Source organism: Gordonia sp. 852002-51296_SCH5728562-b, assembly GCF_001665475.1.
In the GTDB taxonomy this organism is placed as follows: Bacteria; Actinomycetota; Actinomycetes; order Mycobacteriales; family Mycobacteriaceae; genus Gordonia; species Gordonia sputi.
Genome location: NZ_LZMI01000023.1, coordinates 29,485 through 44,172 on the forward strand (window position 1 = coordinate 29,485; position 14,688 = coordinate 44,172).

15 protein-coding genes are annotated in these 14,688 nt (G+C 66.9%); 9 read left to right on the forward strand and 6 right to left on the reverse strand.

Annotated features, from left to right (window positions below; translation table 11 throughout):
* Positions 1-38 precede the first annotated feature (38 nt).
* On the forward strand, positions 39-362 hold the full coding sequence (locus A5766_RS05065) for a nuclear transport factor 2 family protein (protein WP_064864011.1): 324 nt from the start codon (positions 39-41) through the stop codon (positions 360-362).
* 42 nt (positions 363-404) lie between these two features.
* Here the strand turns inward: A5766_RS05065 and A5766_RS05070 are convergent, their stop codons facing one another.
* The gene (locus A5766_RS05070) at positions 405-1,073 is read right to left on the reverse strand and encodes a hypothetical protein (protein WP_064864021.1); all 669 of its coding nucleotides are present in this window, start codon (positions 1,071-1,073) and stop codon (positions 405-407) included.
* Between the two features lie 57 nt (positions 1,074-1,130).
* Here A5766_RS05070 and A5766_RS05075 point away from each other — a divergent pair, with 57 nt between their 5' ends.
* From A5766_RS05075 to gatA, 3 genes are all read left to right on the forward strand, one after another.
* On the forward strand, positions 1,131-1,721 hold the full coding sequence (locus tag A5766_RS05075) for an antibiotic biosynthesis monooxygenase (RefSeq protein WP_064864023.1): 591 nt from the start codon (positions 1,131-1,133) through the stop codon (positions 1,719-1,721).
* Between the two features lie 258 nt (positions 1,722-1,979).
* The gene (gene gatC, locus A5766_RS05080; protein ID WP_064864013.1) at positions 1,980-2,309 is read left to right on the forward strand and encodes an Asp-tRNA(Asn)/Glu-tRNA(Gln) amidotransferase subunit GatC; all 330 of its coding nucleotides are present in this window, start codon (positions 1,980-1,982) and stop codon (positions 2,307-2,309) included.
* Positions 2,306-3,805 carry an Asp-tRNA(Asn)/Glu-tRNA(Gln) amidotransferase subunit GatA gene (gene gatA, locus A5766_RS05085; RefSeq protein WP_064864015.1) on the forward strand — a complete coding sequence of 500 codons (1,500 nt, stop codon included), beginning with the start codon at positions 2,306-2,308 and terminating at the stop codon, positions 3,803-3,805. Before gatC ends, gatA begins: the two co-directional genes overlap by 4 nt.
* Here the strand turns inward: gatA and A5766_RS05090 are convergent.
* Together A5766_RS05090 and A5766_RS24650 are read right to left on the reverse strand one after the other, a co-directional pair.
* Positions 3,757-4,983 carry an alpha/beta-hydrolase family protein gene (locus A5766_RS05090; RefSeq protein WP_005205257.1) on the reverse strand — a complete coding sequence of 409 codons (1,227 nt, stop codon included), beginning with the start codon at positions 4,981-4,983 and terminating at the stop codon, positions 3,757-3,759. The genes gatA and A5766_RS05090 overlap by 49 nt on opposite strands.
* Positions 4,980-5,696, reverse strand: a complete 717-nt coding sequence (locus A5766_RS24650; protein ID WP_174273039.1) for a hypothetical protein — start codon at positions 5,694-5,696, stop codon at positions 4,980-4,982. Before A5766_RS24650 ends, A5766_RS05090 begins: the two co-directional genes overlap by 4 nt.
* Positions 5,697-5,877: 181 nt before the next feature.
* Between A5766_RS24650 and A5766_RS05100 the strand changes: the two genes are divergently transcribed.
* From A5766_RS05100 to gatB, 4 genes are all read left to right on the forward strand, one after another.
* Complete coding sequence (locus tag A5766_RS05100; protein WP_082946528.1) at positions 5,878-7,212, forward strand: sensor histidine kinase; 1,335 nt, start codon at positions 5,878-5,880, stop codon at positions 7,210-7,212.
* 10 nt (positions 7,213-7,222) lie between these two features.
* Positions 7,223-7,918 (forward strand): response regulator, encoded by a 696-nt coding sequence (locus A5766_RS05105; protein WP_039855305.1) that lies wholly within the window; start codon positions 7,223-7,225, stop codon positions 7,916-7,918.
* 158 nt (positions 7,919-8,076) lie between these two features.
* Positions 8,077-9,111 carry an ATP-dependent 6-phosphofructokinase gene (locus A5766_RS05110; protein ID WP_005205247.1) on the forward strand — a complete coding sequence of 345 codons (1,035 nt, stop codon included), beginning with the start codon at positions 8,077-8,079 and terminating at the stop codon, positions 9,109-9,111.
* A 91-nt stretch (positions 9,112-9,202) separates the two neighbouring features.
* Positions 9,203-10,705, forward strand: coding sequence for an Asp-tRNA(Asn)/Glu-tRNA(Gln) amidotransferase subunit GatB (gene gatB, locus A5766_RS05115; protein ID WP_005205244.1), 1,503 nt, complete (start codon positions 9,203-9,205; stop codon positions 10,703-10,705).
* On the opposite strand, the gene A5766_RS05120 is transcribed toward gatB, so the two are convergent.
* The 3 genes from A5766_RS05120 to A5766_RS05130 form a co-directional block, all read right to left on the reverse strand.
* Complete coding sequence (locus A5766_RS05120) at positions 10,654-11,157, reverse strand: Imm63 family immunity protein (RefSeq protein ID WP_082965449.1); 504 nt, start codon at positions 11,155-11,157, stop codon at positions 10,654-10,656. The two genes, gatB and A5766_RS05120, sit on opposite strands and share 52 nt — an antisense overlap.
* On the reverse strand, positions 11,154-11,882 hold the full coding sequence (locus tag A5766_RS05125) for a TNT domain-containing protein (RefSeq protein ID WP_005205240.1): 729 nt from the start codon (positions 11,880-11,882) through the stop codon (positions 11,154-11,156). Before A5766_RS05125 ends, A5766_RS05120 begins: the two co-directional genes overlap by 4 nt.
* 120 nt (positions 11,883-12,002) lie before the next feature.
* A complete protein-coding gene (locus A5766_RS05130) occupies positions 12,003-13,172 on the reverse strand; it encodes a PQQ-dependent sugar dehydrogenase (protein WP_082946522.1) in 1,170 nt (389 codons plus the stop codon).
* 187 nt (positions 13,173-13,359) lie between these two features.
* Between A5766_RS05130 and A5766_RS05135 the strand changes: the two genes are divergently transcribed.
* The gene (locus A5766_RS05135) at positions 13,360-14,562 is read left to right on the forward strand and encodes a DoxX family protein (RefSeq protein WP_064903659.1); all 1,203 of its coding nucleotides are present in this window, start codon (positions 13,360-13,362) and stop codon (positions 14,560-14,562) included.
* Positions 14,563-14,688 lie beyond the last annotated feature (126 nt).

The window sequence follows — 14,688 nt, forward strand, 5'->3', positions numbered from 1 at the left end:
CCGAGTGCCTGCCCGACGCGATTCATCAAGGAGATCACATGACCACCTCGCTACCCGCTCCCGTCGCCGCGTCGATCGACGCGACGAACGCGGGCGATCTGCAGGCGTTTCTCGACGCCTTTACGCCGGACGGCTCCGTCGACGATTGGGGTCGGGTCTTCACCGGACCCGACGCGATCACCGGTTGGAGCGACAACGAATTCATCGGTAAGAACGTCACTCTCGACGTCACGAAGGTCACCACGACCGATGCCGACACCGTCGTCATCGCGACTGTCGGCGGGGACGGATTCAATGGCCCGTCGACATTCACCTACACCGTGAGCGGAGACAAGCTGTCGCGCATGACAATTCGCGAGTGACTCGTCGTCTCGTCAATTCCCGCTCAGGTGTGTGACAGCTGGCTACGTCTCGGTGCGGAGCACTGTGCTGACGATGCCCGAGAGGTAGCCGAGACGCGCGATCTCCGACGGCCGGAAGTCGGGCCCGCCGATCCTGCCGAGCAGCAGGGCCTTCCTGCCATCACCTAGAGGGGCCGCGGCCATGCGGGTGTCCATCTCCTGCCAGGCCCCGGGCACCCAGTCGGCGTCGGGATCGAGCTGCGCGGCCTCGCTGAGCGGAAGCCAGTCAGCGCTGGTCAGCGGAGTCTCGGGCGCACCGGAGCTGCCGTAGAGCGAGAGCACGCCACCTGCGGCTCTGGTGACGACCATCGCCCACGACACACGCAGTACGCGGGGTGCGTTGTCGACGAGGACCTGCAGGCGGTCATGGTCTGCAGTGGCCACCTGGTCGACCAGTTCGAGTTCACGGTGAGTGTCGAGTAGCCCGCTGTAGGGACGAATGGAGTCGACGCGCACGCCGGTGACCCGTTCGGCCGCCGTGATCAACGCATCGGGGAGCGAGCCGGGTGTGACATCGACGACGAGGTCGTCGACGGCGTAACCGTCGCCCCGTTCGACGACCTCGAGAGACAGGATGTCGGCGCCGACGGACCCGAGCTGCACGGCGAGCAGTCCGAGGCTGCCAGGGCGGTCCTCGAGGTACACGCGCAGCAGATATGACACGTGCGACATTGTCGCACCGTGGCCGCGGGCGTGCTCGGATGGCATAGGCCGCGCGCTGTTGCCACGATGGAGGACATGGTTTCGGTTCCCGATCACGACGACGCGCCCGCCACACAGCACGTCACGACGTCCGTCGCGCGACGCATCGAGTCAGGGCGTGAACACGACTTCGTCACCTGGACAGACGCCGGGATCGCGCTGGCCCGCACGTTCCCCGGCTTCCTCGGCGGCGGATGGTTGCGGTCGAGCAGCAAGCCCGACGAGTACTACGTCGTCTACCGCTTCGCCGACGACGATGCGCTCGAGGATTGGAACTCCTCGCCGGTGCGCAGAGCGTGGTTGTCGCGCGGTGAGGGTGTGGCCGTCGAGTATGCGACGCATCGCCTCTCGGGTATCGAGGGGTGGTTCGAACCACAGTCGACGCTGACCAACGCGGTCCGGGTGATGGGCGCACCGCCGCCGCGGTGGAAGCAGGCGGTCACCATCTGGCTGGGCTTCTTCCCGATGTCTCTGCTGATCAACTTCCTGGTGATTCCCCATCTCGGTGGGATGCCCCTGGTGCTCAAGACGTTGATCGCGACACTGATCAACACTCCGCTCATGGTGTACCTGGTGCTGCCGTGGATCACCCGTCGACTCAAGCCGTGGCTCCATTGAGGAGCGTCGAATGTGGTCGCCGACTGACACTCCCGGCCCGGAGAAAACACGTGCTTCTGACAGGTGCGAGCGAAGCTTCGCGCGCGTGTGTCAGAAACACGTGTATTCGCGGTCGGGGTCGCGCCTCGTCGGCAAGCTCATCGTCGAGGACCGCGTCGAATCGGCCGAGAGCGTCGTCGCCTAGGCTTGATGGGGTTGTCGGTGCGCTTTCGCCGATGCCGGTGGGTTTGTTGGTGAGGAAGGACGTGATCTCTTCAAATGTCTGACGGATCTGGGTCGAAGGACGCAGGCTCGACGATCTCGCGTGAGCAGGTCGCGCACCTGGCGCGGCTGTCGCGGCTCGCGCTGAGCGACGTCGAGCTCGATCTCTATGCCCAACAGCTCGATTCGATCTTGACGCATGTCGCGCAGGTCTCCGAGGTCGCTGCCGACGACGTTCCCCCGACCGCCCACCCGGCGGCGCTGGCCAACGTGTTGCGTGAGGACGTCGTCAAGCCCGGCCTGACCACCGAACAGGCGCTCTCCGGTGCGCCCGCCGTCGAGCAGGACCGGTTCGCCGTTCCGCAGATCCTGGGGGAGGAACAGTGAGTTCTCAGACACCGGCCACCCGCGCCGCCACAGACATCACCGGACTCTCGGCCGCAGAACTCGGCGAGAAGATCGCGTCCCGAGAGCTCTCGTCGGTCGAGGTCACCCAGGCGCACCTCGACCGCATCGCCGAGATCGACGACCAGCTCGGTGCGTTTCTGCATGTGAGTGGCTCCGAGGCGCTCGTCGCCGCCAAGGCCGCCGACGACGCTGTCGCGGCCGGTGAGGCGTCGTCGCCGCTCACCGGCGTGCCGCTCGCGCTCAAGGACGTGTTCACCACGACCGACGCGCCCACCACGTGCGGCTCGAAGATCCTCGAGGGCTGGGTTCCTCCGTATGACGCGACCGTGACCGCGCGGCTGCGTGCGGCGGGCATCCCGATCCTCGGCAAGACCAACATGGACGAGTTCGCGATGGGCAGTTCCACCGAGAACTCCGCCTATCAGGTGACGCGCAATCCCTGGGACACCTCGCGCATTCCGGGCGGTTCCGGCGGTGGCAGCGCCGCGGCGCTCGCGTCGTACCAGGCGCCGCTGGCGATCGGCACCGACACCGGTGGCTCGATCCGTCAGCCCGCCGCCGTCACCGCGACGGTCGGCGTCAAACCGACCTACGGCACGGTGTCCCGCTACGGACTCGTCGCCTGCGCGTCGTCGTTGGATCAGGGTGGCCCGTGTGGCCGCACCGTCCTCGACACCGCGCTGCTGCACGAGGTCATCGCGGGACACGACCCGCGCGATTCCACCTCGATCGACGTTGCCGTACCCGACGTCGTCGGCGCCGCACGTGCCGGAGCGTCCGGTGATCTGACGGGTGTACGGGTCGGCGTCGTGACCGAGCTGCAGGGCGAGGGCTACCAGCCCGGCGTGCTCGCCTCGTTCGAGCAGGCGGTCGCCACGCTCACCGAGCGTGGCGCCGAGGTCGTCGAGGTCTCCTGCCCGCACTTCACCTACGCTCTCGGCGCCTACTACCTCATCCTCCCCAGTGAGGTGTCGTCGAACCTCGCTCGCTTCGACGGCATGCGGTACGGGCTGCGCGTCGGCGACGACGGTAAGCACAGCGCCGAAGAGGTCATGGCACTGACACGCGAGGCCGGATTCGGTCCGGAAGTCAAGCGCCGCATCATGATCGGTACCTATGCCTTGTCGTCGGGCTACTACGACGCGTACTACGGCCAGGCACAGAAGGTCCGCACACTGATCGCGCGCGACTTCTCGACGGCGTTCGAGAGCGTCGACGTCCTCGTTTCGCCGACGACGCCGACCACCGCGTTCCCCATCGGCGACAAGGTCGACGATCCGCTGAGCATGTACCTCTTCGACCTGTGCACACTCCCGGTGAATCTTGCGGGTGTCGGGGCGATGTCGGTGCCGTCGGGTCTGTCGGCAGACGACGGGCTGCCCGTCGGACTGCAGATCATGGCTCCCGCACTCGCCGACGACCGGCTCTACCGGGTGGGCGCTGCATACGAGGCCGCCCGCGGTCCGATCGTCTGATCGGTTCCGGGCAGGCCTCGGGCCTGATCCAGCCCCGAGTACCGGTGGCCGACGCCTGCGGGACCGTCGAGCGATCCCGCGAGGTCGGCGGAGTTCTGCACGAACGTCACCACGGGCAGCCACGGGACGCGGCGGGTGGGTTTGCCGACAGTGACCGTCTCGGAGGGGCGTGACGGAGTGCGCCAGATCTCCGCCGCCGACCAGGTGGTCACCGGATCGGTCGCGTTCGCCATCACGATGCGCGGCGATCCGTGCGTGTGCGTCGCGACGGTGTCCGCGGGAACCCCGGAGAGAACGGTGGCACTGACAGTGCCGGGTCGATGGTCGTCGGCCCAGACCCGCGCCGTCTCCGCTCCGATCGCGCCGAGGCTCTGGCCGTACAGGATGATGCGCGGACGTTGCTGTGCGGGAACGGAATCGAGTGCGGAGGTCACTGCCGCAACGACAGCGACAGACGCGCGTCCGGCGGCGTCCCGGTCTGTGACGAACGCCCGCCACGACTGCGTCGACGCGTAGCGGGGCGTGATGGTGTGCATCCGGCCGACGCGTTCACCGATCGCGGTGACCGCACCGGCGTCGATCCAACCCGAGCCCGTCGGGACCGCGATCAGCACGGCGTCGTCGCCGCGGCCGCCCGCGTCGACCCATTGCTGCACAAGGGCATTCGCGTCGCGCGCGCTGGTCACCTGGGCGCTCAACGTCGACGCCGACGCTGTGCCCGAGGCGGGCGTGAGCAGTCCGGCGACAACTGAAACGGCGCCTGCCACGGCCAGCGCGCTCAGCCGTGGCAGCCAGACGATCGCGGCGACCACCGCTAGTGTCGGCCCGATCAGGAACGCCAACCACTCGATGCCGACCGGGGCGTAGCCCAGCTCGCTGCGAATCCCGTTCTGCCACCACATGTTTGCCGCGGCCGCGACCGTCAGGAACGCACCCGCCGCGATGGTTGGTGACCATCGAGTCGCACGCCGCGAACGATGGCACAGTCTGAGCCCGACCATCGTGGCGCTCACGGCAACGGCGGCGCATACGGCGACCACGACGCCCGCGAGCCACGGCGTCCGCGGAAGAGGAGACGGCCAGAGACCTACCCCGGCGGCGAGCACGATCGCCCAGGCGATCGCCGGATGGGGTGGTGAAGGCGCGGTGAGTGCTCGATCGGTCCCCGGGATCGTCATCGTGTCGCCCCCGACGGTGCCTGTGCGCCATCGCGCTCGGCGTCGCTGTTCCGGTCGGGATCGCCGTGGATATCGCCGTGGACGAGGTGTCCGATCGCCGAGAACGTCGCGGTGAGGAGGTTGTTGCGGTCTTGTGGCGGGCCCTCGCCTTCGTGCCAGGTGTTGAGTCCGAGTCCTACGCGTGCCAGCTCGGCCGCACCCCCGCACAGCGGGTCGTGACAGGTCTCACGCATCCGCGTCACGAGCGACGTGTCGAGGCCAAGTCGCGCCCAGGCGCCCAACGGATGGCCGACCCGCGCCGAGTAGCGCAGCAGGTCATAGCCGAAATCATGAGTGCGACAGAGTGGTTCGAACGACGCGGGCATGGGGACCGGTGACGAGCAGCCGCCATGAGGATTGCTCGCCTTGCCGTCGTCGAGCACCGGTCGGTACCCCATCGTCGGAGCGAAGTCGGGTGGGAGGGCAGCTAGTGCCCCGGCGCCGTTGCCGTCGAGAAGGCGCCTGACGACCGCGGCCGCCGCGGGGTCTTCGGTGGTTGCGGTGTGGTCGGAGGTGTCGGTGTTCGACGTCGAAGCGACCGCCGACTGCGCGGCCGCGTGGCCGGCAGGCGTCATGGGGAGGGTGGCGAACGCGGCGACGCTGACGAGCAGAAGTGCGGCTGACCAGCGTCGACGTCGGTGGGTGCGATGGGGGAGTCGGTGGCTCGAAGTCATGTCATCGACGCTAGAAATGCGGAGCACCAACCCACATCGGCCGCGAGTGGGGTTGTCGCACAGTCCATTCGCGGTGACCGCTGTCGTCGACCCACTACCGCAGAGCGACCCCGATCTCCCTCTTGGGTATGAGGACATCGTGAGCCGACTCGCCTACGGTGGACGACGAGGTGATCTGATGATGAAGCACGTGCGGACCGGGCTCCGTAAGGCCGGCTCCGCCCTCGTCGACGAGGTGCGCGCTATTCCCGCGCTGTCGGATCCCGATGTGCGACGCTATTTTTCGTCGCGCGCGAATGTGTTCTTCTTCCTGTGTGCCGCAGTGCTGTTCGCTGTGGCATGGCCGACATCGAGCCTGACGCACGACGTTCCGGCGTACGCGATGCCCGCCGTGGCCGCGGCGATCGCATGGCCGGTTGCGCTGGGGTGGTCGGCTCCCGTTGTGGGATGGGCGATCTCGTTGCTCGCGGCGATGATCATCGGGTCGGTGGTTCCCACGGTGGGCGGGTGGCCGTGGTCGATCCAGGTGACGCACATCATCGCAATCCTTGTGCTGTCGTTCATGGCCGCACTCCGATGCCCGCTCCGGTGGCTGCCGGTGATCTGGTTGGCGTCGACGTTGGTGATGACGAATTCGGCCCCCGACGACCAGCGGCCGGGATGGATCTTCGGTCTGACGTTCGGTGCCATCGTCATCGCCCTTGTGCGCGGGCTGCTGGCATCTCGTAGGCAGCTGGCCGAGCGCACCCAGGAGACCAAGGCGGCGGAATCTGAGGCGGCCGTCCTGCAGGAGCGTGCACGCATCGCGCGTGACCTCCACGACGTCGTTGCCCACCGGATGTCGATGGTGGTGGTGATGGCGCAGACCGCTCGGTATCGACTGCCCGACGTCAGCGACGCCGCTGCGGCCGAATTCGACGCGATCGCCGTGGCGGCGCGCACCTCGCTCGACGAGGTGCGCCAGCTCCTCGGCGTGCTGCGTGAACCCGACGACACCTCAAATGCGTCGAGTGCGCGGACAGCGCCCAACCCCGGGCTCGAACACATCGAGTCGTTGGTTGAGGCGACACGTCGGGCAGGAGCCGACGTGCAGTTGCATCTGGCGACGCCCGGAACGGACGTCGGCGAGGCGTCGGGTCTGGCCGTGTATCGGATCGTGCAGGAGTCCCTGGCCAACGCCACCCGCCATGCGCCGGGAGCGCGGACAGACATCTGGCTGCGCGACGGTGCACAAGGTCAGCTCGAACTCGCAGTCGTCAACGGGCCGGGCACCGAACCGCCGCTGGATCTTGCGGGCAACGGAGCCGGTATCCCCGGTATGACCGATCGGGCGCGCAGCGTCGGCGGATCACTCGTCACCGCGCTCACCCCTGACGGCGGATTCGCCGTCCGCGCGTGGGTTCCCACCGGAAACCAGCGCGCGATCACTTCATCGGACCCAACCGCATCATCGGACCCCACTGCTTCATCAAATACAGATTCATCAAATACAGATTCTTCGGATGCAGAAAGGTAGCGTGCATCCGGTGCCGATCACGCTTGTCATCGTCGACGACCAGGCGATGGTCCGACAGGGATTCTCGGCGTTGCTCGCCGCCCAACCCGACTTCTCGGTGCTCGGTGATGCCGCCGACGGCGTCGAGGCCGTCGAACTGTGCGCCAGGGTGAGCCCCGACGTCGTGCTCATGGATGTGCGGATGCCCAGGCGCGATGGGTTGTGGGCGGCGCAGCGCATCCTGGCGAGTCAGGCGGGCGTCGAATCCGGTACGGGCGCAGGCGTTCCGGCGAACGGCGCCGCGGGCAAGACGCGCGTGCTGATGTTGACGACCTTCGACATCGACGACTACGTGTACGAAGCGCTGCGGATCGGGGCGTCGGGATTTCTGCTCAAGGATGCGCCCGCCGACGAGCTCGTCCGGGCTGTGCGGGTGGTCGCGGCGGGCGATGCGCTGCTGGCGCCGTCGATCACCCGCCGACTCATCGCCGAGGTGACCTCGCGGCGTGAGCGCCGCACCTCATCGCCGGAACTCGCATCCCTCACCCCGCGCGAGCGTGAGGTGCTCGAACTGGTCGCCGAGGGCAAGTCGAACGCCGAGATCGCGGGCGAACTGTACGTCACCGAGCAGACCGTCAAGACACATGTGAGTGGATTGTTGGGAAAACTCGGCCTGCGCGATCGCGCCCAAGCCGTCGTCTACGCCTACGAGCACGGTGTGAAGTGATGAACACCGGCTGTACGGCATTCGCTGTCGCACGGCGCACGGCACGACGGCCAACTAGATTGGACAGCGTTCACCCAAGTAAGCGTTCACCAGTGAGCGTTCACCCCGGTGGCTAACTCGGATAGCGGCAACTCGGACGGCGGAAGGCACGAAGAGACATGGCGAAGAGATACGGCATTCTCACCTCCGGAGGCGACTGCCCGGGTCTGAATGCGGTCATCCGCGGTGCGGTTCTCAAGGGAGAAACCGTCTATGGGCAGGAGTTCGTCGGCTTTCGTGACGGCTGGTACGGACTCGTCTACGGCGACATCATCGAGCTCGACCGCGCCCGTGTGCGTGGTCTGAGCCACGAGGGCGGAACCATCCTCGGTACCAGTCGATTCGGTCCGTACTCCGAGCCGGACGGTGGCGCGGAAAACATCAAGAAGGTCCTCAAGAACCTCGAGATCGACGGTGTGATCGCCATCGGCGGCGATGGCACGGCCGCAGCGTCGCAGCGCCTGTTCGAAGACGGCATCAACATCGTCGGCGTGCCGAAGACCATCGACAACGATATCGCCGCGACCGACTACACGTTCGGTTTCAACACCGCGGTCGAGATCGCGACTGAGTCCATCGACCGGTTGCGTACCACCGGTAACTCGCACAAACGCTGCATGGTGCTCGAGGTGATGGGCCGTCACGCGGGGTGGATCGCATTGCACTCCGGAATCGCGGGCGGCGCGCATGCCATCTTGATCCCGGAGCATCCCGAGAGTCTCAATCAGATCTGCGCCTGGGTGACGAGCGTGAAGAACCGCGGTCGCTCACCGATGGTCGTCGTCGCCGAGGGCTTCAAACTGCCCGAGATGGAGACCGCACATTCGACGAAGGGGCTCGACGGCTTCAACCGGCCCCGACTGGGCGGCATCGCCGAGGTCCTCGCCCCGATGATCGAGGAGCGCACCGGAATCGAGACCCGCGCAACCGTGCTCGGCCACGTACAGCGCGGTGGAGTGCCGACGGCGTTCGACCGCGTCCTGGCCACCAGACTCGGCATGGCGACGACCGATCTCGTCGCCGACAAGGGCTGGGGGCAGATGGTGGTGCTGCGTGGCACCGAGATCGAGCGCACCACCTTCGACGAGGCGCTGGCCAACCACAAGCAGGTCCCCGCGGCCCAGTATCAGGAAATGCGGGTCATCTTCGGCTGACGGGCCCCGCTCGGCGCGGCTCGGTGATGCGCGCCGTCGATGCACACGACCCGACCGACCGGGCGATGCGCGCACGCATAAACTGGACGCCATGACTGCCGCGACCGCCGAACTGATGGACTACGACGAGGTCATCGAGAAGTTCGATCCCGTGATGGGACTCGAGGTGCACGTCGAGCTCGGTACCGACACCAAGATGTTCTGTGCGTGCCCGACCGCCTTCGGAGCCGATCCCAACACGCAGGTGTGCTCGGTGTGCATCGGCCTGCCCGGATCACTCCCCGTGGCCAACGCCAAGGCCATCGAGTACGCGATACGCATCGGACTGGCGCTGAACTGTTCCATCCGGCCGTCGAGCACCTTTGCGCGGAAGAACTACTTTTATCCCGACCAGCCGAAGAACTACCAGATCTCCCAGTACGACGACCCGATCGCCTACGAGGGATACCTCGACGTCGCGCTCTCCGACGGAACGACCTGGCGTGTCGAGATCGAACGCGCTCACATGGAGGAGGACACGGGCAAGTCGCTGCATGTGGGTGGCGACGGCCGCATCCACGGCGCCGACCACTCCCTCCTCGACTACAACCGCGCGGGTGTGCCGCTCGTCGAGATCGTCACCAAGCCGATCACCGGTGCCGGAGCGCGCGCACCCGAGGTCGCGCGCGCCTACGTCACGGCGTTGCGAGATCTCCTCAAGTCACTCGACGTCTCGGACGTCCGCATGGATCAGGGATCGCTGCGCTGCGACGCCAATGTGTCGTTGATGCGCAAGGATGCCTCCGAGTTCGGCACCCGCACCGAGACCAAGAACGTCAACTCGCTCAAGAGTGTCGAGGTCGCCGTCACTTACGAAATGCGAAGGCAGGCAGCGGTTCTCGAATCGGGCGGCGAGGTCGTGCAGGAGACTCGTCACTTTCACGAATCCGACGGCACCACCTCGGCGGGGCGTCGTAAAGAGACCGCGGAGGACTACCGCTACTTCCCGGAGCCCGATCTGCCTCCCGTGCAACCGGATTCGGCATGGGTGGCCGAGATCCAAGGCGCATTGCCTGAGTTGCCGTGGGTGCGACGCGCGCGGATCCAGACCGAGTGGGGCGTGTCCGACGAGGTCATGCGTGACCTGGTCAACGTCGGCGCCGTCGACCTCATCATCGCGACCGTCGATGCGGGTGCCGCTCCCGAAGCCGCGCGCGGCTGGTGGGTGTCATTCCTCGCGCAACAGGCCAATACGCGCGAGGTCGAACTCGCCGATCTGGCCATCACTCCGGCGCAGGTCGCCTCGGTCATCGGACTCGTCGACGAGGGCAAGCTGACCACCAAGCTCGCGCAGCAGGTCGCGGTCGCGGTGCTCGACGGCGAGGGCGAACCCGAGCAGATCGTGGCCGACCGTGGCCTCGAGGTGGTGCGCGACGACTCCGCACTGCAGAAGGCCGTCGACGAGGCACTGGCCGCCAACCCCGACATCGCCGACAAGATCCGGGGCGGCAAGGTTGCGGCCGCAGGCAAGATCGTGGGCGACGTCATGAAGGCGACGCGCGGTCAGGCCGACCCGGCTCGTGTGAAAGAACTGGTCATCGCCGCCTGCTCCTGACGACGCCCGAGCCGATCAGCTCGCGTTGGAAGAAGCGCGAGCACATCGTCGTCGACGCCGGCGTCGACCAGTCGTGACCGCGTCTGACCGAGCCACGTGTCTGCCCACTCCGGGTCGACGCCGTGCAGGATGTCGTACTGCGCCTGCCACGACACCCTGCGGAAATCCGGGGTGCCGGGCGGGTGCAGTCGTCGCGACTTCGCATCCGATATCTGTTCGGCGACGAAGAAGAGAAACTCGTCGGCAGAGGTGGTCTGTCGGTCGGAGAGAATGCGTGCACGTTCTCTGACCGTCAGATGCCACACGCCGTCCTGCTGCCAGCATGATGGAACACCGTCGTCGCGCAGACGTGACAGCTCGGGGAGGTCGTCGGTGGTCGCCCCCATACGACGGCCGAGCTCGACGATGCGCGTCGTCATCGACTCGCCGAGCCCGCTGTCGATACCGGTCATCCGCTGGTCACCGGCGGGAACGTCTGCAGCAGGTATCCGGCGCACAGCAGCCAGCCGACGTTGACGTCGGTTCCACACTCCGGGCGGCTCGGCAGAAGCTGTGGGACCACCTCGTACTGAGTGCCGAGACCGGGTTGTTCGAAGGCCGGTGCGATCGGGCCGGTGTAGATCGGGAGTTGCTTGACCACGCGGTACACGTGGTAGTTGCAATACCGGGGGCTGGAGCTGTTGACGAGATTCGACGGCGGCAGTGACCGTTTGATGTAACTCGTGCCGGTGGGTGCGAAGAAGTTGCCACCCTCACCGCCGTACCGGTCGATGCTCTTGCCGACGTCCAGCGCGGCGCGGTGCTTGATGGGCTTGCCGTTCCTGATAACGTACCCCTGTTGTTCCGGATAGCGCCAGTTTGCTTTGGGCTTCGCGTCCGGGTCCCACCACTTGGTCAGGAAGTCCTTGCCGTCGGTGAAGTTGCCGAGGCGCTTATAGCCGGCCAACTGAGGTCCGACCGGCGCCTCCGTGGCGAATTCCTTCGGGCCGAGGCGCCAATCGCCCGGGCTGTAGAGTTCCGCCGAACAGCCGGCCGAGGTGCCCGGCAGGCCGGGGATGCCGCCGAGACTGCCGAAATCGGAGGAGCCCAAACCCGGTGCCGCGGTGGCCACACCGGCAGACCCGAATGCGAGGGCGAGGAAGAACGAGAGTACGAGAACCAGAACGCGACGACGCATGGGCCGTGCCTTTCGCTGAATGATCAGTGGTGAAGGCAGCGTAGAGCGCGCCCATGTCACCGATCGGCAGTATCGCGAAATCCGTACGACGAACGGGTGACGGAAAACGAGGCTCGTACCTCAGGTCCGATTCTCCGACGACGCGGGCGGAATGAAGCGCACGACGCGGTCGTCGGTGGCGACAGGCTTGCCCGACGCCTTGTTCACGGTCGCGAAAAGCATTGCGCCACTTGCGGAGCTGACGATCCGACCCAAAGCGCCGTAACGCTTCTCGAGAACGACGGCAGGCGGAGTGATCGTCGGCTTCTCTCGTGTCGGTTCGGTGAGCGCGAGGATCTGCTGGGTGCGCGTGGTGGTTACGAAGATCTGGCCCGATGAGACCGCGCAACCCGCGACATCGGGTTTGTCCGGCCACGTCCACAGCACCTTGGGCCCGGCCGACTCGACGATCTGCAAGCGATCCTCGGTCGAGGTGCGATCGGCGACGTAGAGCGCTCCGGTGTCGTTGTGGCACAGTGCCACGTTCGATCCGAATCCGGAGGCGACGACTTTCGGTGGCGGATTGGCGCCCGACCCGAACGAGGTGACGGACAGCAGTTTGCCCGCGAGCGACGCAGGGTTTGCCGCCGCCGACGGATCACCCGCATCGCCCGTCGCGACGAGGAGCTCGGTGGGGGAGCGGAAGTACAAAGCCCCCATGTTTCCGGTGGCACCCTTCGGAATCCCGGTGAGAATCGGCTTGGCGACGTCGCCCGGCGCGATCCGGACCACGCGATTGTCCGACGGGGTGGTGATGAGGGCGTAGATGAGCCGGTCCTGGCTGTACGTCGGAGACAACGCGAAGTCGACGAGTCCGCCGTCGCCCGAGCCGTCGACGTCGAACGAGGCGATCGCTCGTTGCGGTCCATAGCGCTTGGCGGTGATCAGTTTGCCCGTCGTGCGTTCGGCGACGACCGTTGTGGTCGCCTGATCGTCGCCGGGCATGAGTCCTCCGGTCGACGCGAGACATGTGGCGATGACCTGGGGGTCGGGGTCGACGCACGGGCCTGTCGGCGGCGGACCCTGATTCTCCGGGGTGCTGGGCTCGGGGGTCGGCGTCTGCTGCTGATTCTGGGGCGCATCGTTGTTGGCCGAGAAGTCGCCTGCCGCGCGGTCGCGGTCCTGAGCGGAGAAGTCTGCGCACCCGGTGAGTACGACCGCCGCCAGCATGATCGCCCCCGTCAGCAGTGCCCACAGGCGCACCCGCCGGGATCCGGCGGTTCGATGCCGCTTGTTCCGCCCCTCTCGCATGCACACCACAGTAGGCGATGGTCGACGACTCACCGCGCGCTGTTGGGCGGTGGCCCGTCGGCGACGCTCTACAGTCGACTGTGTGACTGAACGAGACGACCGGGCCTCTACCGACGACGTCTCCGGAGCGGCGTCGAACTCCGACGATCGCGGTCTGAGGGGAAGTTCAGGCAGCGGCACCGGGCGCGTGGCGGCAGGCAACGCGGAGACGGGCAGCAACAAACCCTACGTTGGTTCCGACGGCGACTCCGCGAGTCCGTACGACGAGACGACCGGGCAGATCCCCATCCAACAACGTCCTGCCGACGACCGTGATGCCTTCTACGACAGGCACTCTCGTGGACGGATGACTCGCGTCGACGAACTCGACGATCTCGATCCGGACGAGGTGCAGACGCGCCCGTTCTCCGCCACGACCCCACCCGCTGGGAAGCCGACGCCGCCGGCAGCAGTGTCCTCAGAGTCGGCCGCGGGGGCGACGGGGCATCGACGGCGCCGCAGGCCCGCGCCGCAACGTATCGACGACGCCGCGACCGAACGTTTCGCGAGCTCCGAGCCCGCAACGCCCGAACCTGCGCGCGAGCACGGGGACGTTGCCCACCCGGTCACCGCCGCCTCGACCGAGCGTCACGACACCGCGATCATCGATACGACCACCCCTCAACCCGAACACGACGCCGCCGACTCCGCGACGGCCGAACCCGTCGACCCCGCCACTCCTGAGCCCGTCGATACAGCGAGATTCAGCAGTGCGCGGGCCGACGTCGACGCAGTGCCTGCGCCGGTACACGCCGACCATGACGAGTCGCTCGCGGTCGCCGAGCCGCGCGTGCGACGCGGCACCCTCGACCTCGGGCTGCTGCTGTTACGCGTGGCCGTCGGAGTCGTCGTGATGGCGCACGGTTTGTCACACCTGTTCGGTTGGTGGACCGGCACAGGTCTCGACGGGTTCCAGAATGAACTCCTCAATCCCGCGAACCCCGCGATCGGATTCGCAGCGGACGCCGCCAAGCCGCTGGCAGCGGGTATCGCGCTCGCCGAGACGATCGGCGGTCTGATGGTGATCGTCGGGCTGCTCACGCCGATCGGGGCGTCGGCGATTCTCGCGGTGATGCTGCTGGCAGCCGCATTCAAGACAACGCTCGCCGGTGGGTTCGAGTTCTTCGCGAGCGCAAGCGGCGTCGAGTTCGAGCTCATGATGGCCGCGGCGGCCGCCGCCATCATCCTCACCGGGCCGGGGCTCTACTCACTGGACTATCCGCGTGGCTGGGCCCGCAGACCGTTCATCGGCTCGGTGTTGTGGCTGGTCGTCGGGATCGCCGTCGCGTGCGTGATCTGGATCTTCTGCAACGGCACCGACCCGTTCACCTCTCCGGGCAACCCGGGCTGACAGCCCCGCTGTAAAGACACCAACGCAATGAAGAAGGGCCCGACCAGTTGGCGGGTTCACATGATCGTCGCAACACTCTCAGGTGAGAGGTTGCGGCGATCATGTCGTTTCAGGAGGACTGTGTTC

Coding starts and splice junctions, on each gene's coding strand:
- A5766_RS05065 (WP_064864011.1), top strand. CDS start 39: ATGACCACCTCGCTACCCGCTCCCGTCGCCGCGTCGATCGACGCGACG.
- A5766_RS05070 (WP_064864021.1), bottom strand. CDS start 1,073: ATGTCGCACGTGTCATATCTGCTGCGCGTGTACCTCGAGGACCGCCCT.
- A5766_RS05075 (WP_064864023.1), top strand. CDS start 1,131: ATGGAGGACATGGTTTCGGTTCCCGATCACGACGACGCGCCCGCCACA.
- gatC (WP_064864013.1), top strand. CDS start 1,980: ATGTCTGACGGATCTGGGTCGAAGGACGCAGGCTCGACGATCTCGCGT.
- A5766_RS05090 (WP_005205257.1), bottom strand. CDS start 4,983: ATGACGATCCCGGGGACCGATCGAGCACTCACCGCGCCTTCACCACCC.
- A5766_RS24650 (WP_174273039.1), bottom strand. CDS start 5,696: ATGACTTCGAGCCACCGACTCCCCCATCGCACCCACCGACGTCGACGC.
- A5766_RS05100 (WP_082946528.1), top strand. CDS start 5,878: ATGAAGCACGTGCGGACCGGGCTCCGTAAGGCCGGCTCCGCCCTCGTC.
- A5766_RS05110 (WP_005205247.1), top strand. CDS start 8,077: ATGGCGAAGAGATACGGCATTCTCACCTCCGGAGGCGACTGCCCGGGT.
- gatB (WP_005205244.1), top strand. CDS start 9,203: ATGACTGCCGCGACCGCCGAACTGATGGACTACGACGAGGTCATCGAG.
- A5766_RS05120 (WP_082965449.1), bottom strand. CDS start 11,157: ATGACCGGTATCGACAGCGGGCTCGGCGAGTCGATGACGACGCGCATC.
- A5766_RS05125 (WP_005205240.1), bottom strand. CDS start 11,882: ATGCGTCGTCGCGTTCTGGTTCTCGTACTCTCGTTCTTCCTCGCCCTC.
- A5766_RS05130 (WP_082946522.1), bottom strand. CDS start 13,172: ATGCGAGAGGGGCGGAACAAGCGGCATCGAACCGCCGGATCCCGGCGG.